Source organism: Mycobacterium sp. NGS41 (assembly GCF_059812725.1).
Genome location: NZ_JCALDF010000020.1, coordinates 40715 through 65499 on the forward strand (window position 1 = coordinate 40715; position 24785 = coordinate 65499).

24 protein-coding genes are annotated in these 24785 nt (G+C 66.1%); 7 read left to right on the top strand and 17 right to left on the bottom strand.

Going from position 1 to position 24785, the window contains the following annotated elements; all coding sequences use genetic code 11:
* The 9 genes from tatC to dop form a co-directional block, all read right to left on the bottom strand.
* On the bottom strand, positions 1 to 963 hold the full coding sequence (gene tatC / locus AC5Y21_RS17790) for a twin-arginine translocase subunit TatC (protein ID WP_499914188.1): 963 nt from the start codon (positions 961 to 963) through the stop codon (positions 1 to 3).
* Between the two features lie 45 nt (positions 964 to 1008).
* Positions 1009 to 1266 (bottom strand): Sec-independent protein translocase subunit TatA, encoded by a 258-nt coding sequence (tatA, locus tag AC5Y21_RS17795; RefSeq protein ID WP_499914190.1) that lies wholly within the window; start codon positions 1264 to 1266, stop codon positions 1009 to 1011.
* Between the two features lie 109 nt (positions 1267 to 1375).
* Positions 1376 to 2356, bottom strand: a complete 981-nt coding sequence (locus AC5Y21_RS17800) for a helix-turn-helix transcriptional regulator (RefSeq protein ID WP_499914191.1) — start codon at positions 2354 to 2356, stop codon at positions 1376 to 1378.
* Positions 2353 to 3360: a helix-turn-helix transcriptional regulator gene (locus AC5Y21_RS17805; RefSeq protein WP_499914192.1), complete on the bottom strand. Its 1008-nt coding sequence runs from the start codon at positions 3358 to 3360 to the stop codon at positions 2353 to 2355. Before AC5Y21_RS17805 ends, AC5Y21_RS17800 begins: the two co-directional genes overlap by 4 nt.
* Before the next feature lie 24 nt (positions 3361 to 3384).
* Positions 3385 to 4743, bottom strand: coding sequence for a Pup--protein ligase (gene pafA / locus AC5Y21_RS17810; protein ID WP_499914193.1), 1359 nt, complete (start codon positions 4741 to 4743; stop codon positions 3385 to 3387).
* Between the two features lie 57 nt (positions 4744 to 4800).
* Positions 4801 to 5583, bottom strand: a complete 783-nt coding sequence (gene prcA / locus AC5Y21_RS17815; RefSeq protein WP_499914194.1) for a proteasome subunit alpha — start codon at positions 5581 to 5583, stop codon at positions 4801 to 4803.
* Positions 5580 to 6443 (bottom strand): proteasome subunit beta, encoded by an 864-nt coding sequence (gene prcB / locus AC5Y21_RS17820; protein ID WP_499914196.1) that lies wholly within the window; start codon positions 6441 to 6443, stop codon positions 5580 to 5582. Before prcB ends, prcA begins: the two co-directional genes overlap by 4 nt.
* Positions 6440 to 6634 (bottom strand): ubiquitin-like protein Pup, encoded by a 195-nt coding sequence (locus AC5Y21_RS17825; RefSeq protein WP_499914198.1) that lies wholly within the window; start codon positions 6632 to 6634, stop codon positions 6440 to 6442. Before AC5Y21_RS17825 ends, prcB begins: the two co-directional genes overlap by 4 nt.
* 96 nt (positions 6635 to 6730) lie before the next feature.
* Entirely contained in the window at positions 6731 to 8227 is a 1497-nt protein-coding gene (gene dop, locus AC5Y21_RS17830) for a pup deamidase/depupylase (RefSeq protein WP_499914200.1), read from the bottom strand.
* Positions 8228 to 8367: 140 nt separating this feature from the next.
* Here dop and AC5Y21_RS17835 point away from each other — a divergent pair, with 140 nt between their 5' ends.
* Positions 8368 to 8985: a hypothetical protein gene (locus AC5Y21_RS17835; protein WP_499914270.1), complete on the top strand. Its 618-nt coding sequence runs from the start codon at positions 8368 to 8370 to the stop codon at positions 8983 to 8985.
* 1 nt (position 8986) lies between these two features.
* Here the strand turns inward: AC5Y21_RS17835 and arc are convergent, their stop codons facing one another.
* A complete protein-coding gene (gene arc / locus AC5Y21_RS17840) occupies positions 8987 to 10816 on the bottom strand; it encodes a proteasome ATPase (RefSeq protein WP_499914202.1) in 1830 nt (609 codons plus the stop codon).
* A gap of 260 nt (positions 10817 to 11076) precedes the next feature.
* Here arc and lppK point away from each other — a divergent pair, with 260 nt between their 5' ends.
* Positions 11077 to 11649, top strand: coding sequence for a lipoprotein LppK (gene lppK / locus AC5Y21_RS17845; protein WP_499914272.1), 573 nt, complete (start codon positions 11077 to 11079; stop codon positions 11647 to 11649).
* Positions 11650 to 11658: 9 nt separating this feature from the next.
* The gene (locus AC5Y21_RS17850; RefSeq protein ID WP_499914204.1) at positions 11659 to 11952 is read left to right on the top strand and encodes a DUF503 domain-containing protein; all 294 of its coding nucleotides are present in this window, start codon (positions 11659 to 11661) and stop codon (positions 11950 to 11952) included.
* A gap of 18 nt (positions 11953 to 11970) precedes the next feature.
* On the opposite strand, the gene trmI is transcribed toward AC5Y21_RS17850, so the two are convergent.
* Positions 11971 to 12813: a tRNA (adenine(58)-N(1))-methyltransferase TrmI gene (gene trmI / locus AC5Y21_RS17855; protein ID WP_499914206.1), complete on the bottom strand. Its 843-nt coding sequence runs from the start codon at positions 12811 to 12813 to the stop codon at positions 11971 to 11973.
* 85 nt (positions 12814 to 12898) lie between these two features.
* Here trmI and AC5Y21_RS17860 point away from each other — a divergent pair, with 85 nt between their 5' ends.
* Both AC5Y21_RS17860 and AC5Y21_RS17865 read left to right on the top strand, forming a co-directional pair.
* On the top strand, positions 12899 to 13753 hold the full coding sequence (locus AC5Y21_RS17860; protein WP_499914274.1) for a RecB family exonuclease: 855 nt from the start codon (positions 12899 to 12901) through the stop codon (positions 13751 to 13753).
* Positions 13750 to 14544 (top strand): thioesterase family protein, encoded by a 795-nt coding sequence (locus AC5Y21_RS17865; protein WP_499914276.1) that lies wholly within the window; start codon positions 13750 to 13752, stop codon positions 14542 to 14544. The genes AC5Y21_RS17860 and AC5Y21_RS17865 overlap by 4 nt, the downstream gene beginning before the upstream one ends.
* Positions 14545 to 14551: 7 nt before the next feature.
* Here the strand turns inward: AC5Y21_RS17865 and AC5Y21_RS17870 are convergent, their stop codons facing one another.
* From AC5Y21_RS17870 to AC5Y21_RS17885, 4 genes are all read right to left on the bottom strand, one after another.
* Entirely contained in the window at positions 14552 to 15940 is a 1389-nt protein-coding gene (locus AC5Y21_RS17870) for an FAD-containing oxidoreductase (RefSeq protein WP_499914208.1), read from the bottom strand.
* The gene (locus AC5Y21_RS17875; protein ID WP_499914278.1) at positions 15937 to 16407 is read right to left on the bottom strand and encodes a glycine zipper 2TM domain-containing protein; all 471 of its coding nucleotides are present in this window, start codon (positions 16405 to 16407) and stop codon (positions 15937 to 15939) included. The genes AC5Y21_RS17870 and AC5Y21_RS17875 overlap by 4 nt, the downstream gene beginning before the upstream one ends.
* A gap of 110 nt (positions 16408 to 16517) precedes the next feature.
* Positions 16518 to 17381, bottom strand: coding sequence for an ATP phosphoribosyltransferase (gene hisG / locus AC5Y21_RS17880; RefSeq protein WP_499914280.1), 864 nt, complete (start codon positions 17379 to 17381; stop codon positions 16518 to 16520).
* A gap of 11 nt (positions 17382 to 17392) precedes the next feature.
* The gene (locus AC5Y21_RS17885; RefSeq protein ID WP_499914209.1) at positions 17393 to 17674 is read right to left on the bottom strand and encodes a phosphoribosyl-ATP diphosphatase; all 282 of its coding nucleotides are present in this window, start codon (positions 17672 to 17674) and stop codon (positions 17393 to 17395) included.
* Between the two features lie 38 nt (positions 17675 to 17712).
* On the opposite strand from AC5Y21_RS17885, the gene AC5Y21_RS17890 reads away from it, so the two are divergent.
* Entirely contained in the window at positions 17713 to 18489 is a 777-nt protein-coding gene (locus AC5Y21_RS17890; protein ID WP_499914211.1) for an enoyl-CoA hydratase/isomerase family protein, read from the top strand.
* Positions 18490 to 18549: 60 nt separating this feature from the next.
* On the opposite strand, the gene metH is transcribed toward AC5Y21_RS17890, so the two are convergent.
* A complete protein-coding gene (metH, locus tag AC5Y21_RS17895) occupies positions 18550 to 22290 on the bottom strand; it encodes a methionine synthase (protein ID WP_499914213.1) in 3741 nt (1246 codons plus the stop codon).
* Positions 22291 to 22596: 306 nt separating this feature from the next.
* Here metH and AC5Y21_RS17900 point away from each other — a divergent pair, with 306 nt between their 5' ends.
* A complete protein-coding gene (locus tag AC5Y21_RS17900) occupies positions 22597 to 23487 on the top strand; it encodes a PAC2 family protein (RefSeq protein WP_499914215.1) in 891 nt (296 codons plus the stop codon).
* A 5-nt stretch (positions 23488 to 23492) separates the two neighbouring features.
* Here AC5Y21_RS17900 and mshC read toward each other — a convergent pair whose 3' ends face one another.
* Entirely contained in the window at positions 23493 to 24728 is a 1236-nt protein-coding gene (mshC, locus tag AC5Y21_RS17905; protein ID WP_499914217.1) for a cysteine--1-D-myo-inosityl 2-amino-2-deoxy-alpha-D-glucopyranoside ligase, read from the bottom strand.
* Positions 24729 to 24785 lie beyond the last annotated feature (57 nt).

The window sequence follows — 24785 nt, forward strand, 5'->3', positions numbered from 1 at the left end:
CTACGTGACGTCGTCATGAGGTCCGCCGATCACCGACGGCTCGTCTATCCGCGAGGCTATTGGCTCCGGCGGGTCGATAAGCGCGGCTTCATCCTCGGGGATCTCGTTGACGCGCTTGGCTTTTCGCTTGTCGTGCAGCCGGGAGATCTGAATGGCCAACTCGAGCAGCACCGTTAACGCCATGCCCAGCGCCGTCATGGAAAAGGGATCGGACCCCGGCGTGAATACCGCGGCGAACACGAACATCGCAAAGATCAGGCCACGGCGCCACGACTTGAGCCGCTCATAGGGCAAAAGGCCGACCATGTTGAGCATGACGATCAGCAACGGAAATTCGAAGCTGACGCCGAACACCACCAGCAAGTTGATCAGGAACCCGAAATAACGGTCGCCGGAGAGCGCGGTCACCTGCACGTCGCTGCCCACAGTCAGCAGGAAGCCCAGCGCCTTGGACAGCACCAGGTACGCCAGCACGGCACCGCCGACGAACAGCACCGCCGCCGGGATCACGAACGCCACCGCGAACCGGCGCTCCTTCTTGTAGAGCCCGGGAGTGATGAACGCCCACAGCTGGTAGAACCACACCGGGCAGGCCAGCACGATCCCAGCTGCCATGCCGACCTTGAGCCGCAGCATGAATTGGTCGAACGGCGCCGTGGCCAGCAATCGGCATTTACCGTCGGCGCTGATCTCCGCGCGCGCCGACTGCGGCAGGGCACAGTACGGATGCCGCAACCACTCGCCGAGGCTCTCCAGCCCGAAGATCGAATGCGAGTACCAGACGAACCCGACGATTGTGGTGAGCAGGATGGCGGCCAGCGAGATCAGCAGCCGGGTGCGCAGCTCGGTGAGGTGGTCGACGAGCGACATCGTCGCGTCGGGGTTGGTGCGGCTGCGGCGGTGGCGTGGGTTGAGCCGCTTCAATAAGCCCGCGGTGCGCGCGGAGGTCTTGAATATTTTCACGACGCTCGGTCAGTGGCGCTTAGGCACCGCGACGGCGATGCCGGGCTACGCCGGCCGTGCCTCGGTGTGATCCTGCTCTGGGGGTGCCGGCGGGTCGACGCGTTGCGACTGCACAGGCGTGGGGGGCGCCCCGGTATTGGGTGCTTCAGCCTTGTTCTCGCTCTGCAGCTCACGGACCTCGGACTTGAAGATTCGCAACGACTTGCCCAGGGACCGCGCCGCATCGGGAAGTCGCTTAGCACCGAACAACAGGATCACCACGAGGGCGAGGATCGCCATGTGCCCCGGGGTAAGAAAGTTCACTGTGGATACCTCCAGACGTTCACTCGATGCTACCGCAGCAGAGCCGGGTGTCGGTGCGTCCGCGCCTCGGCGCGGTCACCGCGAACGAGCCGGGCCAGGTCAGGGCTGCTCAGGGCTGCTCCAGGACTTGTTCGGCGTCCTGATAGGCGGTGAGGGCCGCTGTCGCGGCCTCCCGGACGCGCTGCGCCAGCGGCTCCGGCGCCAGCACCTGGACCGCCGACCCGAAGCCCAGTACCAGGCGCGTCATCCACTCGTCGGAGGCGTACGTCATGGCCGCTTCCCACGATCCGTCGGGCAACTCGCGCACCTCGCGCAACGGGTAGTACTCGAACATCCACGCTGCTGAGGGCGCCACCCGCAGTGTCGCCGACGGCAGTGACGGATCACCGTCGAACAGCGACGTGTCCGGGGGTGCCTGCAGCGCGGGCTGGGGCGGGGCGGCCGGCTCGTCCAACTCGGTGGCGTCGACGATCCGGTCGAAACGGAACAGCCGAACCCCTTCGGCCTCGCGAGACCAGGCCTCCAGGTAGCTGTGACCGCCGATCAGCAGCACCCTGATGGGGTCCACGATGCGGCTGGTCAGCGTGTCATGCGAGGCTGCGTAGTAGTCGATGCTCAGCGCGTGCTTGTCCTGCACGGCGGCGCGGACCGCAGCCGCGGCGCGGCTCTCGATGGGAGCCGGCTCGTCGACGGCACCCCCCGTGTTGTCGTGACCGGCGGCGCCGGCCGCGGCCGCGAGCTTGGCGATTGCGCTGCGTGCCGCCTCCGGATCGACCACACCGGGCACGTCGGCCAACGCCCGCAGCGCCACCAGCAGGCCAGTGGCCTCGGGCGATGACAGCTTCAGCGGCCGGTCGATACCCGCGGAGAACGTCACTTCGATGGTGTCGCCGGAGAACTGGAAATCGATGAGATCACCCGGGGAATAGCCGGGTAGGCCACACATCCACAGCTGGTTGAGGTCGGCCTCCAGCTGCTTGGCCGATACACCCAGTTCGGCGGCGGCCTCGGCGCGGGTAATCCGGGGATTGGCCTGGAAATACGGCACCAGGTTGAGCAGCCGCACCAGGCGGGTGGAAACGGAGGTCATTTGCCCCGCTCTCCCCCGACTGCCAGACCTGCTTGAGCGCGGAGCCGGGCCAGCACGTCGTCGCGCAGGGACTGCGGCTCGAACACGATCGCGTCGGCACCGTAGCCGGTGATGTCTCGCGCCAGCCGGTCGGAGGATCCGATGTCGAGTTCGATCACCTCGCCGTCACGCCCGGCCAATTCCCGCGGGCCGAGGGACTTTCCGGCGCGCCGCAGCTCGGTGACACGCCCGTCGGCCACCCACACCGTGGCCTGAATGCCGGTCGATGCCTCCCCGACCGTCCTGACGACGATCCCGCGCAGGTCCACGTTTTCGGGCACCGTGACGGCGCCGGGCGGCCCGATCGGTGTTACCTCGGCACCGATCCGCGACAGCCGGAAGGTACGGGTGTCGTCGCGGTCGCGGTCGTGGCCGACGAGATACCAGCGGCCCCGCTCGGTAACCACACCCCAGGGTTCGACGGTGCGGGTGGTGTATGGCGCGCTGCGCGATGCGCGATGCGGGAACCGCACCGCCTGCCCGGAAGCGATGGCCGACAACAAGAGTCCGAGCACATCCTCCGACCCGCGCAGGCCCGGCACCCCGGCCGCCGACGCGATGGTCACCGGGGCGTCCGGATCGACGTCCACACCGGCGGCGCGCAGCTTGAGCAGGGCACCCTGGGTCGCGGTGATCAACTCGGGCGACTCCCACAATTGCGCGGCGACCGCGACGGCGGCCGCCTCGTCGGAGGTCAGCTCGACCGTCGGCAGTTCGTAGGCGTCGCGATTGATCCGGTAGCCCTCGGTGGGGTCGAGGTTCGACACTCTGCCGACTTCGAGCGGGATGCCGAGGTCACGCAACTCGTTCTTGTCGCGTTCGAACATCCGCGAGAACGCCTCGGCGCTGGGACTCTCCGAATAACCGGCCACGCTGGACCTGATCTTTTCGGCGGTGATGTAGCCCCGGGTGGACAGCAGGGCGATGACAAGGTTGACCAGCCGTTCGACTTTCGAGATCGACATTGGCTCCAGCCTAGATCGAGCGGTTCACATGCTCGCGATCAGCCGTTTCACCCGCTCGTCGACCGCCCGGAAGGGGTCCTTGCACAGCACGGTGCGCTGCGCCTGGTCGTTGAGTTTGAGGTGTACCCAGTCGACAGTAAAGTCACGGCCCGCCGCCTGGGCAGCGCTGATGAACTCGCCGCGCAGCCTGGCGCGGGTGGTCTGCGGCGGGTGGTCGACGGCCTCCGCGATTTCCTCGTCGGTGGTGACACGCGTCGCCAGGCCCTTGCGCTGCAGCAGGTCGAACACACCGCGTCCGCGCTTGATGTCGTGGTAGGCCAAATCCAGCTGCGCAATCTTCGGGTCGGACAACTCCATGTTGTAGCGGTCCTGGTAGCGCTGGAACAGCTTGCGCTTGATCACCCAGTCGATCTCGGTGTCCACCTTCGCGAAATCCTGGCTCTCGACGGCATCGAGCTGGCGGCCCCACAGGTCGACGACCTGCTCGATCTGCGCGTTGGGCTCCCGGATCTGCAGATGCTCGACGGCACGACTGTAGTACTCCCGCTGGATGTCGAGCGCGCTGGCCTGACGACCGCCCGCGAGCCGCACCGGCCGGCGCCCGGTGATGTCGTGGCTGACCTCGCGGATGGCACGGATCGGGTTGTCCAGTGAGAAGTCGCGGAACGGTACGCCCGCCTCGATCATCTCCAGCACCAGCGCGGCGGTGCCGACCTTGAGCATGGTGGTGGTCTCACACATGTTGGAGTCGCCGACGATGACGTGCAGTCGCCGGTACTTCTCGGCGTCGGCGTGCGGCTCGTCGCGGGTGTTGATGATGGGCCGGCTACGGGTGGTGGCCGAGGAGACACCCTCCCAAATGTGTTCGGCGCGTTGCGATAGGCAGAACGTCGCCGCCTTGGGCGTCTGCAGCACCTTGCCGGCGCCGCAGATCAGCTGGCGGGTGACCAGGAACGGCAACAGCACGTCGGAGATACGGGAGAACTCGCCGGCGCGCACGATCAGGTAGTTCTCGTGACAGCCATACGAGTTGCCCGCCGAATCGGTGTTGTTCTTGAACAGGTAGATGTCGCCGCCGATGCCCTCATCGGTCAGACGCTGCTCGGCGTCGACGAGCAGGTCTTCGAGCACCCACTCACCGGCCCGGTCGTGCGTGACCAGCTGCACCAGACTGTCGCATTCGGCGGTGGCGTACTCGGGATGGCTGCCGACGTCGAGATACAGCCGCGCGCCGTTACGCAAGAAAACATTGGAGCTGCGGCCCCACGACACCACGCGGCGGAACAAGTAGCGCGCCACCTCGTCCGGGGACAGCCGCCGGTGCCCGTGGAAGGTGCAGGTCACGCCGAACTCGGTCTCGATGCCCATGATTCGCCGCTGCACGTAATCGAGGGTACTGGTTGTCCCGCCGTGAGCGTGAGGTAACCGCGCCCGTGGCGCCTACTCTTGCGTCTCAGTCCCGGATTCGGTGTCTGATCCCGGGTCCTCAGATCCGGAGGAATCCGCGGACTCCGTGTCCTGCAGGAGCGTCTCCAGCGTGGACCGGCCGATCCGCCGGAACGCGCGGCGCGGCCTGTTGGAATCCAGGATTGCCACTTCGAGGCTGGCCACCTCGAGTGCGGGCTGGTCGTTGCCCGACGCGTCGGCGCTGCCCGCCCGCAGCGCCTCGACCGCGATCCGCAGGGCGTCGGGCAGGTCGGCGTTCTCGGCGTAGGACTCCTTGAGCGCGGTGGTGATCGGCTCGGTGGTGCCGCCCATGACCACGAAGTGCGGCTCGTCGGCGATCGACCCGTCGTAGGTGATGCGGTAGAGCTCAGGCGGTTTGGTCTCGCCGTAGTGCGCCACCTCGGCAACGCACAACTCGACCTCGTAGGGCTTGGCCTGTTCGGTGAAGATGCTGCCCAGCGTCTGGGCGTAGACGTTGGCAAGTTGCCGGCCGGTGACGTCGCGGCGATCGTAGGCGTAGCCGCGGGTGTCAGCGAACTGGATCCCGCCGCGACGCAGGTTGTCGAACTCGTTGAACTTGCCCGCGGCGGCAAACCCCACACGGTCGTAGAGCTCGCTGATCTTTTGCAGTGAGCGCGACGGGTTTTCGGCGACGAACAGCACACCATCCGAGTAGGCCAGCGCCACCACGCTGCGGCCCCGCGCGATGCCCTTGCGCGCGAGCTCGCTGCGCTCACGCATCGCCTGCTCAGGCGAGATGAAGTACGGAAAGCTCACTTTTCACCGCCATCGGGACCGAAAGTATCGGCACGTGAACGGCTTTCGATGATCTCGCGAGCCAGCTCGGCGATGCGGCCCTCCGGAACGTCGACGGCGCCGTCGGCGTCGATGGTGACCGCCGTGGGGTAGATGCCGCGGACCAAATCGGGTCCGCCGGTAGCCGAATCGTCGTCGGCCGCGTCGTAGAGCGCCTCCACGGCAACCCGAAGCGCCGAATCGGCATCGGTGACCTGTGCGTACAGCTTCTTGATCGAGGACTTCGCGAAGATCGAGCCCGACCCCACCGACTGATAGCCCTCTTCTTCGATGTTCCAGCCGCCGGCGGCGTCGAACGAGACGATGCGGCCCGCGCTCTCCGGGTCGGCGGCGTGGATGTCGTAGCCGGCCAGCAGCGGCAGCGCCACCAGCCCCTGCATGGCGGCCGCCAGGTTGCCCCGCACCATGATCGCCAGCCTGTTTACCTTGCCGGCGAAGGTGAGCGGCACGCCTTCGAGCTTCTCGTAGTGTTCGAGTTCGACCGCATAGAGGCGGGCGAACTCGACGGCGATCGCGGCGGTGCCCGCTATACCGGTCGCGGTGTAGTCGTCGGTGATGTACACCTTGCGCACATCACGCCCGGCGATCATGTTGCCCTGCGTCGAACGCCGGTCTCCGGCGATGAGAACGCCGCCGGGGAATTTCAGCGCGACGATGGTGGTCCCGTGCGGCAGCTGGGCACCCGCCCCGCCCGCTTGGGAGCCGCCGCCCAAGTTCGCCGGTAATAGCTCCGGCGCCTGGCGACGAAGAAAGTCAGCGAACGAGGACAGATCTACAGCGGAAGAGTTGAGAGACAGGCGGTCAGAGAACGGCCAGCTCACTGTCCGCCCTTTTGGACGTACGCGCGGACGAAGTCCTCAGCGTTCTCCTCGAGGACGTCGTCGATCTCGTCGAGCAGGTCGTCGGTCTCCTCGGTCAGCTTCTCGCGACGCTCCTGGCCAGCGGCTGTGGTGCCGGCGAAGTCGTCCTCCTCGTCGCCGCCACCGCCACGCTTGGTCTGCTCCTGAGCCATCGCCGCCTCCTGCTTGGTTATCGGCCAGCGTCACCGCGCCCGCTGGTCTTGTCTACCCTACCGGTCAAGGCTGACGTTTCGTCGGGCTAACGAGCCTCAGCTGGTGAGTTGTTCCACCAACTCCACCGCGCTGTCCACCGAATCCAGCAACGCGCCGACGTGCGCCTTGCTGCCGCGCAACGGCTCCAGCGTCGGGATGCGCACCAGCGAGTCGCCACCCAGATCGAAGATCACCGAATCCCAGCTGGCCGCGGCAATGTCGGCGCCGAAGCGGCGCAGGCATTCGCCACGGAAGTACGCGCGAGTGTCAGTCGGCGGTTTGTCCACCGCCTCGAGCACCTGGTGCTCGGTGACCAGACGCTTCATCGAGCCGCGCGCGACCAGCCGGTTGTACAGGCCTTTGTCCAGCCGCACATCCGAATACTGCAGGTCCACGAGGTGCAGCCGAGGCGCCGACCAGCTCAGGTTCTCGCGCTGCCGGAAACCTTCGAGCAGCCGCAGCTTTGCCGGCCAGTCCAGCAACTCGGCGCAGTCCATCGGGTCGCGCTCCAGCAGGTCCAGCACGTGTGCCCAGGTCTCCACGATGTCGGCCGCGCGGGGGTCCGGGTCGCGACTGTCGACCAGCTTGGCCACCCGGTCCAGATAAACCCGTTGCAGCGCAAGACCGGTGAGTTCGCGACCGTCGACCAGCGCCACAGTGGCCCGCAGCGACGGGTCCCGGCTGATCGCATGGACCGCGTGCACCGGCCGGGCCAGCGTCAGGTCGGTCAGGTCGATGCCTTCTTCGATCAGGTCGAGCACCAAGGCCGTGGTGCCCAGTTTCAGATAGGTCGACGTTTCGGCGAGGTTGGCATCGCCGATGATGACGTGCAACCTGCGATACCTGTCGGCGTCGGCGTGCGGTTCGTCGCGGGTGTTGATGATGCCGCGTTTCAGCGTGGTTTCCAGGCCTACCTCGACCTCGATGTAGTCCGAACGCTGGGAGAGCTGAAAGCCGGGCTCGTCACCGGAGGGGCCGATGCCGACGCGGCCGGAGCCGGTCACCACCTGCCGGGAAACCAGGAACGGTGTCAGACCCGCGATGATGGCCGAAAACGGTGTCTGGCGCGACATCAGGTAGTTCTCGTGCGACCCGTAGGAGGCGCCTTTGCCGTCGACGTTGTTCTTGTACAGCTGCAGCTTCGCGGCGCCGGGCACGCTGGCGACGTGCCGAGCGGCCGCCTCCATCACCCGCTCGCCGGCCTTGTCCCAGATCACCGCGTCCATAGGGTCGGTGCATTCGGGCGCGGAGTATTCCGGGTGCGCGTGGTCGACGTAGAGGCGTGCCCCGTTGGTCAAGATCATGTTGGCCGCACCGACCTCGTCGGCGTCGACCACCGGCGGGGGCCCGGTCGAGCGGCTCAGGTCGAAACCACGGGCGTCGCGCAGCGGCGATTCCACCTCGTAGTCCCAGCGGGTGCGTTTGGCGCGCTGGATGCCGGCGGCGGCCGCGTAGGCGAGGACCGCTTGCGTCGAGGTGAGGATCGGGTTGGCGGTCGGGTCGGACGGCGACGAAATGCCGTACTCAACCTCCGTCCCGATAATCCGTTGCATGCGTAAAGCGTAGGCGCGGCGACTCCGAACCGTCCGAGCAGCCCGCGCTGGGGGAACCGCCCAGCCGCGTTCCGCGGTTGACGCCCCGTGACTCTGTGATTAATTTCACCCTGGTGTCCAGCCCGCAAACCGGAGATTCAGTGCGCGAACCGACGGCGAATTTAGCCGGTAAGCGTTATGGCGAGGTGCTGCTGGTGACCCTCGGCGAGGCGGGTCCGCAGGCCAACGTTTACAACAGCTTTCCGCTCAATGACTGCCCAGCTGAACTGTGGTCAGCACTCGACCCGCATGCCATCGCCACCGAACACGGTGCGGCCGCGGCGCTGCTCAACGGTCCACGCTATTGGCTGATGAACGCCATCGAAAAGGAAGCTCGCGGTCCGCAGATAACGAAGAACTTCGGTGGGATCGAGATGATCCTGCAGGCTACGGTCCTGCTGTCATCGATGGATCCCGCGCCGTACAGCATCAACTCGGTGAGCCGTCACACGGTGTTCGTTTTCAACGCGGGCGAAGAGGTCTACGAACTACAGGACCCGCATGGGCACCATTGGGTGATGCAGACCTGGAGTCAGGTCGTGGATCCCAACCTGTCCCGTGCCGATCTGCCCAAGCTGGCCGACCGGCTGAACCTGCCGGAGGGATGGACATACCAGACGCGGGTGCTGACCGAACAGTTGCGGGTGGACACCACCTCGCGCGCCGCGCAGGTCACCCAGGACGATCTGACCAACAGTTATTCGCTCGTGACTGGCTGAACTACAGGTACTGACCCAGGTTGGATTCGGTGTCGATGGCCCGCGACGCGCTCGACGACTTGCCGGTGACCAGGGTGCGGATGTAGACGATCCGCTCACCCTTCTTGCCCGAAATCCGGGCCCAGTCATCGGGGTTGGTGGTGTTGGGCAGGTCCTCGTTCTCGGCGAACTCGTCGACGATCGAGTCGAGCAGATGCTGGATACGCAGCCCCGGTTGGCCGGTCTCGAGCACCGACTTGATGGCGTTTTTCTTGGCTCGGTCGACGACGTTCTGGATCATCGCCCCGGAGTTGAAGTCCTTGAAGTACATGACTTCCTTATCGCCGTTGGCGTAGGTGACTTCCAGGAACCGGTTGTCGTCGATCTCGGCGTACATCCGGTCGACGACCTTCTCGATCATCGCCTTGATGCAAGCCGAGCGATCGCCGTCGAACTCGGCGAGGTCGTCGGCGTGCACCGGCAGTTCCTCGGTCAGGTACTTGGAGTAGATGTCTTGCGCCGCTTCGGCATCCGGCCGCTCGATCTTGATCTTCACGTCCAGGCGTCCCGGCCGCAGGATCGCGGGGTCGATCATGTCCTCACGGTTGGAGGCACCGATCACGATTACGTTCTCGAGCCCCTCCACCCCGTCGATCTCGCTGAGTAGCTGCGGAACCACGGTAGTCTCGACGTCCGAGGAGACCCCGGTGCCGCGGGTGCGGAAGATCGAATCCATCTCGTCGAAAAACACGATCACCGGAGTGCCCTCCGACGCCTTCTCGCGGGCTCGCTGAAAGATCAGCCGGATGTGACGCTCGGTCTCGCCGACGAACTTGTTCAGCAGCTCGGGGCCCTTGATGTTGAGGAAGTACGACTTCGCCTCGCGGGAGTCGTCGCCACGGACCTCGGCCATCTTCTTGGCCAGCGAGTTGGCCACCGCCTTGGCGATCAACGTCTTACCGCAGCCCGGCGGGCCGTAGAGCAGGACACCCTTGGGCGGGCGCAGCGCGTACTCGCGGTAGAGCTCCTTGTGCAGGAACGGCAGCTCCACGGCGTCGCGGATCTGCTCGATCTGACGGGTCAGGCCACCGATGTCCTGATAGCTGACGTCGGGCACCTCTTCGAGCACCAAGTCCTCGACCTCGGCCTTAGGGATGCGCTCGAAGGCATAGCCGGCTTTGGTGTCGACCAGCAACGAGTCGCCGGGCCGCAGCTTGCGGGGCCGGGTGTCGTCGTTGAGGGCGTCGGGATGGCCCTCTGGCAAATCCTCGGCGACCAACGGCTCGGCCAGCCACACGATGCGTTCCTCGTCGGCGTGGCCGACGACGAGCGCCCGGTGACCGTCGGACAGGATCTCGCGCAGGGTGGAGATTTCGCCGACCGATTCGAACGTGCCGGCTTCGACGACCGTGAGCGCCTCGTTGAGCCGAACGGTCTGGCCCTTCCGCAGCGCCGAGACTTCGATATTGGGCGAGCACGTTAGGCGCATCTTGCGGCCCGAGGTGAAGACATCGACCGTGTCGTCTTCGTGGGTCGCCAGCAGCACGCCATAGCCGCTGGGCGGCTGCCCCAGCCGGTCAACCTCTTCGCGCAGTGCGAGCAGTTGTTGCCGGGCTTCTTTAAGAGTTTCCATTAATTTGGAATTGCGGGACGCGAGTGAGTCGATACGGGCTTCGAGTTGGTGCACATCACGGGCCGAGCGGGCGCTGCTGTGCGGGCCGCCCGCATGCTCCAGTTGTTCGCGCAGCGCCGCGGCCTCACGCCGCAGTTGTTCCAATTCGGCAGCATCGTCGCTGGACAGGGGGTCGTTTCGGTGGACACCGAAGGCTTCAGAACGCTCTGATTCACCCATGTTGCGCTCCTTTCCCGCCCCGCAATGGTCCGCGGTTACTTCAACGCTACCGGCCATCGCCGGTTCATGTGTGTAGTCAAATACCCCCTGTCGCCCGCAGGAAAAGTTACAAATAAGGTCACGCTGGTAATCTCAGCCACGAATCTGGCCGATTGAAAGGACAGCCGTGACGATAAAGTCCCTCGCCACAGGCGCATCGGCCACCGTTATCCGCGCCGATGTGACTTTGCTTGCACCCCTTGGTTAGCGCGTCGGCCTGCATGCGTCGCCGCCATTTCGTCGCAGCCCTCGGCGCCGCCACGATCGTGGCGGCGATCGCCCTCTCGGGTTGTTCGCACGGGGGGTCCAAGGCCTCGTCGCCGGCCGGCGCGTCGCCTGCGCCGGCTACGCTGAGCCCCGCCGCGTCTCCCCAGACCGCGCCCCTGCCCGCGCCCGAAGCTCTCGTCGATGTGCTGACCAGGCTGGCCGACCCGAACGTTCCGGGCAGCAGCAAAGTGGGCCTGGTCGAAGGCGCTACGGAGGACAGTGCGGCGACCCTGGACAAGTTCACCAATGCATTGCGCGACGGCGGCTACCTGCCCATGACGTTCGCGGCAAGGGACGTCGCATGGTCGGACAAGAATCCGTCCAATGTGGCGGCAACGATCACCGTCAACACCGCGCATCCGAACAACCGGGTGTTCACCTTCCCGATGGAGTTCACGCCCTACGAGGGCGGCTGGCAGTTATCCCGGAAAACCGCGGAAATGTTGCTGTCCCTGAACAACTCGACTCCCTCTCCCTCTCCCTCTCCCTCTGCCTCTCCCTCGCCCTCGCCCTCGCCGACCGGCTGACCGCGCGGCATGTGGATCGGCTGGCTCGAGTTCGATGTGCTGCTGGGCGATGTGCGATCGCTCAAGCAGAAGCGCTCGGTGATCCGTCCCGTCGTCGCAGAGCTGCAGCGCAAGTTCAGCGTGTCGGCCGCCGAAACCGGCTCGCATGATCTGCACCGACGGGCCGGCATCGGGGTGGCCCTGGTGTCCGGCGACCGCAGCCATGCCGTGGATGTCCTGGACGCCGCCGAACGCCTGGTGGCCGCGCATCCCGAGTTCGAGTTGCTGTCGGTCCGGCGGGGTTTGCAGCGCAGCGACGACTGACTCAGCTCACCTACAGCGTCATCCGTCGCGTCCCTCGCGCTTGCGGCCCAACGGCGCCGGCGCGACGACACCGGGTGCCAGCCGGCGCGCTGTCACCAGGAACGCGGTGTGCCCGCGCATCGAATGCTGCGGCCGGACGGCCAGACCCACCACGTTCCAGCCCCGCTGCAGCGTCTCCCACGCCCGCGGCTCCGTCCATCGCTGCTGAGCCCGCAGCGCCTCCACGGCCGTAGACAGCTGGGTGACGGTAGCGACGTAGATCACCAGCACGCCGCCGGGGATCACCAGTCGCGACACCGAGTCGAGCACCTCCCACGGCGCCAGCATGTCCAGCACGGCGCGGTCGAAGGAGGCGTCGGGCAATTCGGAGTGGGCGACGTCGCCGATCGTCAGCTGCCAGTTGCCGGGCGCCTGACCGTAAAAATTGGTGACATTGCGACGGGCGTGTTCGGCGTGATCGGCGCGCTTCTCATAGGAGATCACCTGCCCCCGCGGCCCGACCGCCCGCAGCAGGGACAGGGCCAGCGCACCGGATCCGGCTCCGGCCTCCAGCACCCGTGCGCCAGGGAAGATGTCGCCCTCGTGCACGATCTGAGCGGCGTCCTTCGGGTAGATCACCTGCGGCCCGCGCGGCATCGACATCACGTAGTCGACCAGCAGCGGGCGCAGCACCAGAAACAGCGCGCCGTTGCTGGATTTGACGACGCTGCCCTGCTCCAGCCCGATCACCGCGTCGTGGGCGATCGAGCCGCGATGGGTGTGAAACTCGCTGCCCGGAGTCAGCGACATCGTGTAGTGGCGGCCCTTCGCGTCGGTGAGCTGTACGCGCTCGCCGACGGTGAACGGACCGGTTGCGGACACCCGTCTAGCGTGCCAGCCGACTCGCCGAAGCCGGTGCTTGGGGGCTGTCGGTGTCCAGTCCTAGGCTTCGCACATGACGGAGGCGATGACCGACCAGCCGGAGGAACGGCCGGAGCCGGCCCCAAGGCCCGCGTTGTCGCCGTCCCGAGCCGCCGACTTCAAACAGTGCCCGCTGCTGTACCGGTTCCGTGCGATCGATCGGTTGCCCGAGGCGCCGTCGACGGCCCAGTTGCGGGGGTCGGTGGTGCACGTCGCCTTGGAGCAGCTCTACGGCCTGCCCGCGGTGGAGCGCGGCCCCGACACGGCGACCTCGCTGGTGGCTCCGGCCTGGGACCAGATGATCGCCAAGAAGCCAGACTTGGCCGAGGAGCTGGATCCCGAACAGCGCGCCCAACTTCTCGACGAGGCCCGCGCGCTGCTTTCCGGCTATTACCGGCTGGAAGACCCGACCCGATTCGACCCGGAAAGCTGCGAGCAGCGCGTGGAGGTTGAACTCGCCGACGGCACGCTGCTGCGCGGTTTCATCGACCGGGTCGACGTCGCGGCCACCGGCGAGCTGCGGGTGGTCGACTACAAGACCGGGAAAGCGCCGCCGGCAGCGCGGGCACTGGCCGAGTTCAAGGCGATGTTCCAAATGAAGTTCTACGCCTTGGCCTTATACCGATCACGCGGTGTGCTGCCGGCGCGGCTACGGCTCATCTACCTGGCCGACGGCCAGCTGCTCGACTACTCACCGGACCGTGACGAGCTGTTGCGCTTCGAGAAGACCCTGATGGCGATCTGGCGCGCGATCCAAACCGCCGGTGCGACAGGCGACTTCCGTCCGCACCCGTCGCGGCTGTGCGACTGGTGTCCGCATCAGCAGCACTGCCCGGTGTTCGGTGGCACACCGCCGCCCTACCCCGGCTGGCCGGATCGGACGACGCAGCCGGCGGCATGATCGGTTGCTATTACCGTCGCCTGCCCGGTGCCGGTGAGTATCAGACGTTCTCCGCGACCGACTACACCCGCAGCAACTGGGGACCCGAAATTCAGCACGGCTCACCCCCATTGGCGCTGCTAACCAAACTGATCGAAGAGCTTGCGGCGGGATCCGGCCTGCGAATCGGCAGACTCAGCCTGGACATCCTCGGCGCGATCCCGGTGGCGAGGGTGCGGGCCCGGGCCTGGGTGGAACGTCCGGGTTCACGGGTGACCATGATGATGGCCGAGTTACAAGCCGATCGCGCGGTCGGGCCTCCCCGTACCGTGGCGCGGGTGACCGCATGGTTACTGGCCGTCTCCGACACCGCCGACGTGGCGTCGGACCGATACCCCCCGCTGGCCGAGGGAACGGCACAACCGCGTCCGGCCTATTTCGCCGGCACCGGCGGCTATTTCGACGCGATCAACTGGCGTCCGCAGCGTGCCGACGAAGGCTCTCCCGCGGTGTCCTGGTTCAGCACGCTTGCCTACATCGTCGACACCGAGGAGACGACGCCGCTGCAGCGGCTCGCCGTAATCGTGGACTGCGCCAACGGTGTCGGCATGATTCTTGACCCGGATCAGTTCGTCTTCATGAACACTGACACCGTCGTGCATCTGCATCGACTGCCCGCCGGCAACGACTTCGCGCTGCGCGCCCGAGCGTCGATAGGGCCGGACGGCGTGGGGGTGACCACCGCCGAGGTTTTCGACAAAACAGGGTTCATCGGGACTTCGGCGCAGACGCTCCTGGTCCAGCGGCGATGAAAACCCGTTAGTCGAGCGGTGACATCTCCTGCAGCATCGTGGGAACCAGCTCGCTGACGGTGGGATGGATATGCATTGTCCGCGACAGCGTGGTGTAGGGCGCCTTGGCCGACATCACGTCCAGGATCGCGTGAATCGCCTCGTCGCCGCCGACGCCGAAGATGGCCGCGCCCAGGATCTGGTGCGACTCGGCGTCGACGACCACTTGCATAAAGCCTTGCGTCTCACCCTTTTCCACCGCTCTGCCGACCCTGGTCATTGGCCGCTTGCCGACCAGGGCTTTGCGGCCCGACGCCCGCACCTGCTCGACGGTCATGCCGGCCCGCCCCAGCGGCGGGTCGATGTAGAGCGCATAGGTTGTGATGCGGTCGCTCACCCGCCGAGGGTCGTTGTCGAGCAGGTTGGCCGCCACGATCTCGAAGTCGTTGTAGGAGGTATGGGTGAAGGCGCCCTTGCCGTTGCAGTCGCCCAGCGCCCAGATGTGGTCCACGTTGGTCTTGAGTTGGTCGTCGACCACGATGTGGCCGCGTGGGTCGGTCTGCACGCCGGCAGCCTCCAAACCCAGGTCGTCGGTGTTGGGTCGCCGTCCCACCGCCAGCAGCAGATGACTGCCCGCAATGGGCGTGGCTCCGTCCCGAGGACTCAGCTCAAACCCCTTGTCCCGCTTCTGGATCCGCAGGTCGCTGGCGCCGACGACAGTGTCGATACCTTCGGCCTCCAGGATTTCCCGGATGGTGGCCGAGACATCCTCGTCCTCGCGCGACGCCAGCCGCGGACCGCGCTCCACGACCGTTACCCGAGCCCCGAAACGGCGGTACATCTGCGCGAACTCCAGCCCGATGTAGCTGCCGCCCACGATGACGAGATGTTCTGGCAGCGTGTCGAGTTCGAGGATCGACACATTGGTCAGGTATTCGACATCGGAGAGCCCGGGGATGTCCGGCACCACCGCACGACCGCCGACGTTGAGGAAAATCCGGTCAGCTTGCAGGAGTTGGTCATCGACACGCAGCGTGTGCGGATCCTCAAACCGCGCGTGACCGCGAAAGACCGTGCAACCGTCCATGCCGTCCAGCCACGCCTCGACGCCCTCGCGGTCCTTGAGCATGATGCCGTCTTTGCGCGCCTTGACTTTCGCCATGTCCACGCTGATCGTTCCGGTCGCCACACCGTATTCCGCACCGCGACGGGCAAGTTGTGCTGCGTGCGCACTGGCCACCAACGTCTTGGTCGGGATACATCCGGTGTTCACGCAGGTGCCGCCGACGTGTTTGCGCTCCACGACCGCGATCCGCTGCCCTGCGGCCGTAAGCCGGCCCGCCAGCGGCGGCCCCGCCTGCCCGGCACCGACGACGATCGCGTCGAAACGCTCTGCCTCCGAGGAGGCGTTGCTCACGATTGACCGACCGCGTATGCGGCCGCGTAGGCGATTGCGAAGCCACCTCCGACTGCCACCACGTCCTCGAGCAGGGCAATCGGCAAGTCTTTCCCGCCGGTCGCGGCAACCAGACGACTGCGTGCGTAGTATCCGCCCACAGTGCCGAGCACAGCGCCGATCACGCCGGCGCCGAGCCCGCCCCACTTAAAGCCCCACGCGGTGCCGATCAGCGCGCCGGCGAACGCGCCCAAAATGATCCGGACGGCGAATACCGGCGGCGCCGTACGGGACGGTGTCTTGGGAAGTTTGTCGTTGACGAGTTCTGCCACCGCAAGAACGCTCAAAACGATGACCGTGATGATGTTGCCCACCCACGCCGCCCAGGTGCCCTGCATGTTGAACCAGGTGAGAAAGACGGCCCAGGCCACCACCGCGGGAGCCGTCAACGAACGCAACCCGGCGACTACCCCGATCAGCAAAGCCATCAGCAGGACGAGCAAGTGATGTGTCACGGCGACCCTCCTGGGTTCTACGCGCAATCAGCGGCTAGCCGGGACGCTAACACAGTCACCGGTTCCGGGCATCTGCCCGGCGATCAGAATCGGCAGAACCTGATGTCGGAAGCCAGAATTGCCTTGGCCCCGATGGCCGCGAGTTCGTCCATGATGCCGTTGACATCCCGACGAGGTACCAGCGCACGGACCGCGACCCAATCCGGCTCTGCCAGCGGCGCGATCGTCGGCGACTCCAGGCCCGGCGTGATCGACGTGGCCTTGTCCAGCACCGAACGCGGACAGTCGTAATCGAGCATCAGGTACTGCTGACCGAACACCACACCCTGTATCCGGGCCACCAGTTGGTCATGCGCGGCGGTTTCGTGAAGGTGGCCCGCGTGAGTGTTTGGAGCGCGCTCGATCAGCACTGCCTCCGAATCACACAGTGGCTCACCGAAGGCCACCAGATCGTGCAGGCTCAGAGTGCGACCGGACCCCACCACGTCGGCGATCGCGTCGGCGACCCCAAGCTGCACCGAAATCTCCACGGCCCCATCGAGCCTGATCACAGTTGCGTCAATACCCTTGGCGGCCAGGTCATTTCGGACCAGATTCGGATACGAGGTGGCGATCCGCTTCCCGGCCAGATCGGCCGTCGTCCAGTCCCGGCCAGCCGGCGCCGCGTAACGGAAGCTGGAAGACCCGAAGCCTAACGCAAGGCGTTCCCGAACCGGCGCATCGGAATCGTTGACCAGGTCCCGCCCGGTGATGCCGAAGTCGAGCTCTCCCGAACCCACATAGATGGCAATGTCTTTGGGCCGCAAGAAGAAGAACTCGACCTGGTTGACGGGGTCGATGACGGTCAGGTCTTTGGGATCGGTGCGACGGCGGTAACCGGCCTCGGACAAAATCTCGGTGGCCGGCTCGCTCAGCGCGCCTTTGTTTGGGACCGCTACCCTCAGCATGTTCAGCATGTTCACAGCTTCCGATAGATGTCTTCGAGGGACAGGCCGCGCGAGATCATCAGCACCTGCGTCCAGTACAGCAACTGACTGATCTCCTCGGCCAGGGCGTCGTCGGGTTCGTGTTCGGCAGCCAGCCACACCTCGCCGGCCTCTTCGAGAATCTTCTTGCCCAGCGCATGTATCCCGGCGTCCAGTGCCGCGACGGTGGCGCTGCCGGCCGGCCGGGTGCGGGCACGCTCGCCGAGTTCGGCGAACAGATCCTCGAAGGTCTTCACGGCCAGCGATTGTTTCACGGCTCGACGGGCAAAGTCACACGGGTTTAGCTTGAGGCATGCAGTTCTTCGAGATCGAGGTCAACGTCGACGGCGTCCGAGGCGATATCACGCTGAACCGGCCGGCCAAGCTGAACCCGCTCAGCACCACGACCCTGGAGGAATTAGTCGCGGCCGCACGGTATTTCGACACGCTGAAGGATGTGAAAGTTGTCGTGGTGACCGGGAAAGGCCGGGCCTTCAGCGCCGGCGCGGACCTGGCCTCGTTCGCGGCGGCCGAAACCTCCGCCGCCGCGGCACGAGATGCGGCCGACGCCGGACGACGGATGGCCGACGCGATCGAGGCAATGAATGCGGTGACCGTCGCCGGCATCCACGGCCACTGCGTCGGAGGCGGAGTCGTGTTGGCCGCAGCCTGCGACTTGCGCATCGCCGCCGACGATACCCGCTTTTCCATCCCCGAAGTCGACTTGGGGATCCCGCTTGCCTGGGGCGGAATCCCGCGGCTGGTGCGCGAAATCGGTCCGGCGCGGACCAAGGAACTCGTGATGACCTGCCGGCCCTTCGGCGCCGGCGAAGCCCTAGCGGCGGGGTTTCTGAACCGGGTGGTTCCCGCCGCCGATCTGACCGCGGCGGTCGACGAGCTGGTCGGGCAGCTGGCCGGCAAGTCGGCGTTGACACTGACCGCCACCAAGCGGCATACCAATGCGGTGACCGATCAGATGGTCGGCACGGTGCGGGCGTGGAACGACGCCGATTCGCTGGTTACGGCGTTGCGCGATCCCGAGTCGCGCGCTGCGGGCGCGGCGTATCTGCAGGGTCTGGGCCGCGCGTAGACGGAGACATGAGATTCGCGCGCGTACAGGAAAGAGACCGAAGGTTCGCTGATGTAGGACTCAGTCCTCCGGGTTGTACGCGAGGTTGGAGCTGAGCCAGCGCTCACCTTCCTTCAGGGTCCAGCCCTTGCGCCTCGCGTAGTCGGCGACCTGGTCCTGGGCCATCCGGCCGACCACGAAATACTGCGACTGCGGGTGCGAGAAATACCAGCCGCTGACGGCGGCGCCGGGCCACATCGCCATCGACTCGGTCAGTTCGATGCCGGTCCGTTCGTGGACGTCCATCAACTCCCATAGCGTCGCCTTCTCGGTGTGCTCCGGGCAGGCCGGGTAGCCGGGGGCCGGGCGGATTCCCTGGTACTTCTCGGCGATGAGCGCCTCGTTGTCCAAGTGCTCGTCGGGCTGGAATCCCCAGAACTCCTTGCGGACCCGTTGGTGCATCCGTTCGGCGAAAGCCTCCGCCAGCCGGTCGGCGATCGACTCCAGCAGGATCGCGCTGTAGTCGTCGAGGGCTGCCTTGAACTCCGCGATCTTTTCCTGGCTGCCGAGCCCCGCGGTGACGGCGAAAGCGCCGACGTAGTCCCGGTGACCCGTATCTTTGGGGGCGATGTAGTCACTTAACGACCGGTTTGGGATGCCCTCCCGGTGCGCGCCCTGCTGGCGCAGGTTGTGCAACGTGGTGAGCACCTCGGTACGGGTCTCGTCGGTGTAGACCTCGATGTCGTCACCGACGGCGTTGGCCGGGAAGAACCCGATCACGCCGTTGGCAGTCAGCCACTTCTCCTTGATCAGCGTGTCGAGCATCTCCTGGGCATCGTCGTACAGCTTGCGGGCAGCCTCCCCCGAGGCCGGGTTGTTGAGGATGTCGGGGAAGCGGCCCTTCATCTCCCAGGCGTTGAAAAACGGCTGCCAGTCGATGAACTCGCGCAACTCGGCAAGCTCGTAGTCATGAAACTCCCGTACGCCGAGGCCCTGGGCGGGCACCGGCGGCGTGTAGCCGTCCCACTCGATCGGCGTCCGGTTCGCGCGGGCCTTCTCCAGCGTCAGCATCGGCCGCTCGTTTTTCTGAGCGTGCCGTTCGCGCAGCGATGCGTAGTCCTTCTCGGTGGCCTCCAGTAGGGCTGGACGCTGCTTGTCGTCGAGCAGCGCCGCAGCGACCGGCACCGAGCGGGACGCGTCCTTGACCCAGACCACCGGACCGCTACGCCGCGGCGATATCTTCACGGCCGTGTGGGCGCGCGAGGTGGTCGCGCCGCCGATCAGCAGCGGAATCTTGAGCCCCTCGCGTTCCATCTCGACGGCGAAGTTAGCCATCTCGTCCAGGGACGGGGTGATCAGGCCGGACAGCCCGATGATGTCGGCGTTGTGCTCCTTCGCCGCGTCCAGGATCTTCTGGGCGGGCACCATCACACCGAGGTCGATCACCGAGTAGTTGTTGCACTGCAGGACGACCCCGACGATGTTCTTGCCGATGTCGTGGACATCGCCTTTGACGGTCGCCATCACGATGATCCCGTTGGTGGACTCGGCATCACCCGGTTGTTTTTCCGCCTCGATGAACGGCAGCAGATAGGCAACGGCCTTCTTCATCACCCGGGCCGACTTCACGACCTGCGGCAGGAACATCTTGCCGGAGCCGAAGAGGTCACCGACGACGTTCATGCCGTCCATCAGCGGGCCCTCGATCACCTCGATCGGGCGACCACCCGCGGCGGCGATCTCGGCCCGCAATTCCTCGGTGTCGGCATCGACGTGGGCGTCGATCCCTTTGACCAGGGCGTGCGTGATCCGCTCCCGGACCGGGAGGCTGCGCCACTCGGCTTCTGTCGGGTCCTCCGACTTCTCCGATTTGTTGAACCGTTCGGCGATCTCCAGGAGCCGTTCGGCCGCGTCCTCGCGACGGTTCAGGACGACGTCCTCTATGCGGTCCCGCAGCTCGGGGTCGATCGAGTCGTAGGGCACCAGCGCGCCGGCGTTGACGATGCCCATGTCCAGGCCGGCCTTGATGGCGTGGAAAAGGAACACTGCGTGGATCGCCTCGCGGACGGGGTTGTTGCCCCGGAACGAGAACGACACGTTGGAGATGCCGCCGGAGATGTGCACTCCCGGCAAGTTCTCTTTGATCCAGGCGCAAGCCTCGATGAAGTCGATCCCGTAGGTCGCGTGCTCCTCGATGCCGGTCGCCAGCGCGAAGCAGTTCGGGTCGAAGATGATGTCCTCGGGCGGGAAGCCGACCTCGTCGGTCAGGATCCGGTAGGCGCGCCCGCAGATCTCCTTGCGGCGCTCCAGGTTGTCGGCCTGACCCTGCTCGTCGAAGGCCATCACGACGACGGCGGCGCCGTACTTGCGGCATAGCCGTGCCTCGCGGATGAACTTCTCCTCGCCCTCCTTCATGGAGATCGAGTTGACGATCGGCTTGCCCTGCACGTTCTTCAGGCCCGCCTCGATGACCTCCCACTTGGAGGAGTCGATCATCACCGGGACGCGGCTGATGTCCGGCTCGGCCGCGATCAGCTTGGTGAACCGGTCCATCGCGGCGACGCCGTCGATCATGCCCTCGTCCATGTTGATGTCGATGACCTGCGCACCGACCTCGACCTGCTGCAGGGCGACCGACAGCGCGGTGTCGTAGTCCTCGGCCTTGATCAGGTTGCGGAACCGGGCGGAGCCGGTGATGTTGGTGCGCTCACCAATGTTCACGAACAGGGAGTCGTCGGTGATGTTGAGCGGCTCCAGGCCCGAGAGCCGGGTGGCCACGGAAATGTGCGGCACTTTCCTCGGTCTCAAGCCCTCGACGACCTTGGCGATCTCGGCGATGTGCGGCGGCGCGGTTCCGCAGCAACCACCGACGATGTTGACCAGGCCGGCCTCGGCGAAGTCGGCGATGTAGCCGGCCTGACGCTCCGGGGACTCGTCGTACTCGCCAAAGGCGTTGGGCAGGCCGGCATTCGGGTAGCAGGAGACGAAGGTGTCCGCGATCCGCGCCATCTCGGCGATGTAGGGCCTCATCTCCGGCGCGCCCAGGGCGCAGTTGAGGCCCACCGCGATCGGTTTCGCGTGCCTGATGGCGTTCCAGAATGCTTCGGTGACCTGACCGGACAACGTCCGGCCGGAGGCATCGGTGATGGTGCCCGAGATGATGACCGGCCAGCGGCGCCCGCGGTCCTCGAACAGCGTCTCGACGGCGAACACCGCCGCCTTGGCGTTCAGCGAATCGAAGATCGTCTCGATGATGAGGAGGTCGGCACCGCCGTCGACCAGGCCGTTGGCGGCTTCCAGGTAGGCGGCGACCAACTGGTCGTAGGAGACGTTGCGTGCTCCGGGGTCGTTGACGTCCGGCGAGATCGACGCGGTCCGCGTCGTCGGCCCGATTGCACCGGCCACGTAGCGGGGCTTCTCCGGTGTGCTGAACTCGTCGGCGGCCTCGCGGGCCAGGGCAGCGCCGGCGTGGTTCAGCTCGTAGCTCAGGTCCGCCATGTCGTAGTCGGAAAGCGAGATCGCGTTCGAGTTGAACGTGTTGGTCTCCAGGATGTCGGCGCCCGCCTCGAGGTACTCGCGGTGGATCCCCTCGATGATCTGCGGCTGCGTCAGGTTGAGCAGGTCGTTATTGCCCTGAAGAGCGGTCGGCCACTCGGTGAACCGGTCGCCGCGGTAGCCGGCCTCGTCCGGCCGGTCCCGCTGAATCGCCGTCCCCATCGCGCCGTCGATCACCATGATCCGCTGGCGCAGCGCCGCTGCCAGTTCGTCGGTGCAGTCAGGGCGGATGTTCGGCTCGAAGATATCCGAGTCAACGGCGTTCACGTACGTTCCTTCCGTAGTGGAAGGCGTCCTTGACTCTGCCGAGCGTGGCGGATACCAGGGAAGTCCGGCCCCCAAATAACCGTTGCAACGCCTCTCGACAAGAAAAGTCTACGTCGTCACCCGACGTCTGGACGCCCAGCTCGACCCGAGCCGCTCGGCGATCGCGATGCCCATCGCGCGGCGTCGTAGTCGTGTTCGTTCGCGGCAGTCACCCCACAAGGATAGTGGGTCTATGCAAATGAATCAGTGTGTCACAGGTCTCTGACAGGAGGTATCGCTTCTCCGGCCAGGCCGTACCCTGATTCTGTGACCCTCCAGAATGGCGGCTCGGATGGCCTGTCGGCACTGCCCGAACTGCACAACACCGTCGTCGTGGCGGCGTTCGAGGGCTGGAACGACGCCGGCGACGCGGCCAGCGACGCGCTGGAGCACCTGGATGCCATCTGGGAAGCCGATCCGCTGGTGGAGATCGACGACGAGGCCTACTACGACTATCAGGTGAACCGCCCGGTCATCCGCCAGGTCGACGGGGTCACCCGGGAGCTGGTGTGGCCTGCGATGCGGATCTCGCACTGTCGCCCGCCCGGCAGCGACCGCGACGTCGTGTTGATGCACGGCGTGGAACCCAACATGCGCTGGCGCACCTTCTGTGCCGAGTTGCTGGCCATCGCCGACAAGCTCAACGTCGACACCGTCGTGATTCTGGGCGCGCTGCTGGCCGACACGCCACATACGCGTCCGGTGCCGGTCTCGGGTGCGGCGTACTCCTCGGAGTCGGCGCACCGATTCGGGCTGGAGGAAACGCGCTACGAGGGGCCGACCGGGATCGCCGGCGTTTTCCAGGACGCCTGCGTGGCGGCCGGAATCCCGGCGGTGACGTTCTGGGCGGCAGTGCCGCACTACGTGTCACATCCGCCAAACCCGAAGGCGACGGTCGCGCTGCTGCGCCGCGTCGAAGACGTGCTCGACATCGAGGTTCCGCTGGCCGATCTGCCTGCACAGGCCGAGGAGTGGGAGCACGCGGTCAGCGAGATGACCGATGACGACGACGACCTGGCCGAATACGTGCAAACCCTCGAGCAGCGCGGCGACGCCGAGGTCGATCTGAACGAGACCTTGGGCAAGATCGACGGCGACGCGCTGGCCGCCGAGTTCGAGCGTTATCTGCGCCGGCGTCGGCCGGGGTTCGGGCGCTGACTCGACTACAGGTCCACGCCGAGCAGGGCGTCGACTGCGCTTGCCACCAATTTCGGCGCGGCCGCGTCGTGGCCCCCGTACTCCAGTGCGTCTGTGGTCCAACCGTCAAGTGCGGCAATCGCTTTGGGCGTGTCTAGGTCGTCGGCCAGATATTGGCGCAACCGGGCAATGACGTCGGTGGCGTCCGGCCCGGCGGGAAGGGTTGTCGCGGCGCGCCAGCGCTGCAGCCGGACGGCGGCGTCTTGGAGCACCTGGTCACTCCAAAGGCGGTCGGCCCGATAGTGACCGGCCAGCAGACCCAGCCGAATGGCCTGCGGCTCAACGCCTTGCGCGCGCAACTTCGACACCAGCACCAGGTTGCCGCGGCTCTTGGACATCTTGTGTCCGTCCCAGCCGATCATCCCCGCGTGTACGTAGTGCCGTGCGAAACGTCTTACCCCCCTAACACATTCGGCGTGTGCGGCGGTGAACTCATGATGCGGAAAGATCAGGTCGCTGCCCCCACCCTGAATGTCCAGACCACTGCCGATGCGGCCGAGGGCGATCGCGGCGCATTCGACGTGCCAGCCCGGCCGGCCGGCACCGAAGGGGGCCGGCCAGCTGGGCTCCCCCGACCGCTGCGCCCGCCAGAGCAATGCGTCGAGCTGGTCGGTTTTGCCGGGGCGTTGGGGATCTCCGCCGCGCTCCTCGTAGAGCTGAAGCATGGTGTCGCGGTCATAGCCCGACTCGTAGCCGAATTGAGGTGTGGCGTCGGCCCGGAAGTAGATGTCCGGGTACTCGCCGTCGATGAAGTAGGCCGCTCCGGAGGCCAGCATCTTCTCGACGAGCTCGACCATTTCGGCGATCGCTTCGGTTGCGCCCACATACTCGTGTGGCGGCAATATTCGCAGTGCCGCCATGTCGTCCCGAAAAAGGGTGACCTCGCGGTCGGCGAGGTCACGCCAATCGACGCCGTCGCGAATGGCGCGCTCGAACAACGGGTCATCGATGTCGGTGACGTTTTGCACATAGTGCACCTGATGGCCGAGGTCCAGCCATATTCGGTGGATCAGGTCGAACGCCAGGTAGGTGGCGGCGTGACCGAGATGGGTGGCGTCGTAGGGCGTGATACCGCAGACGTACATGGTGGCTCTGGCCGCGGGCGCGACCGGGCGCACCTGGCGGTCGGATGTGTCATACAGCCGTAGCTCCGGGCCGCGTCCCGGAACCACCGGGACCTGTGCGGAGGACCATGACTGCATGTCTTCGACTTTAAGCCCGGTGACGATGGAGGCGGCGCTGGGGGAACCGCCCAACCG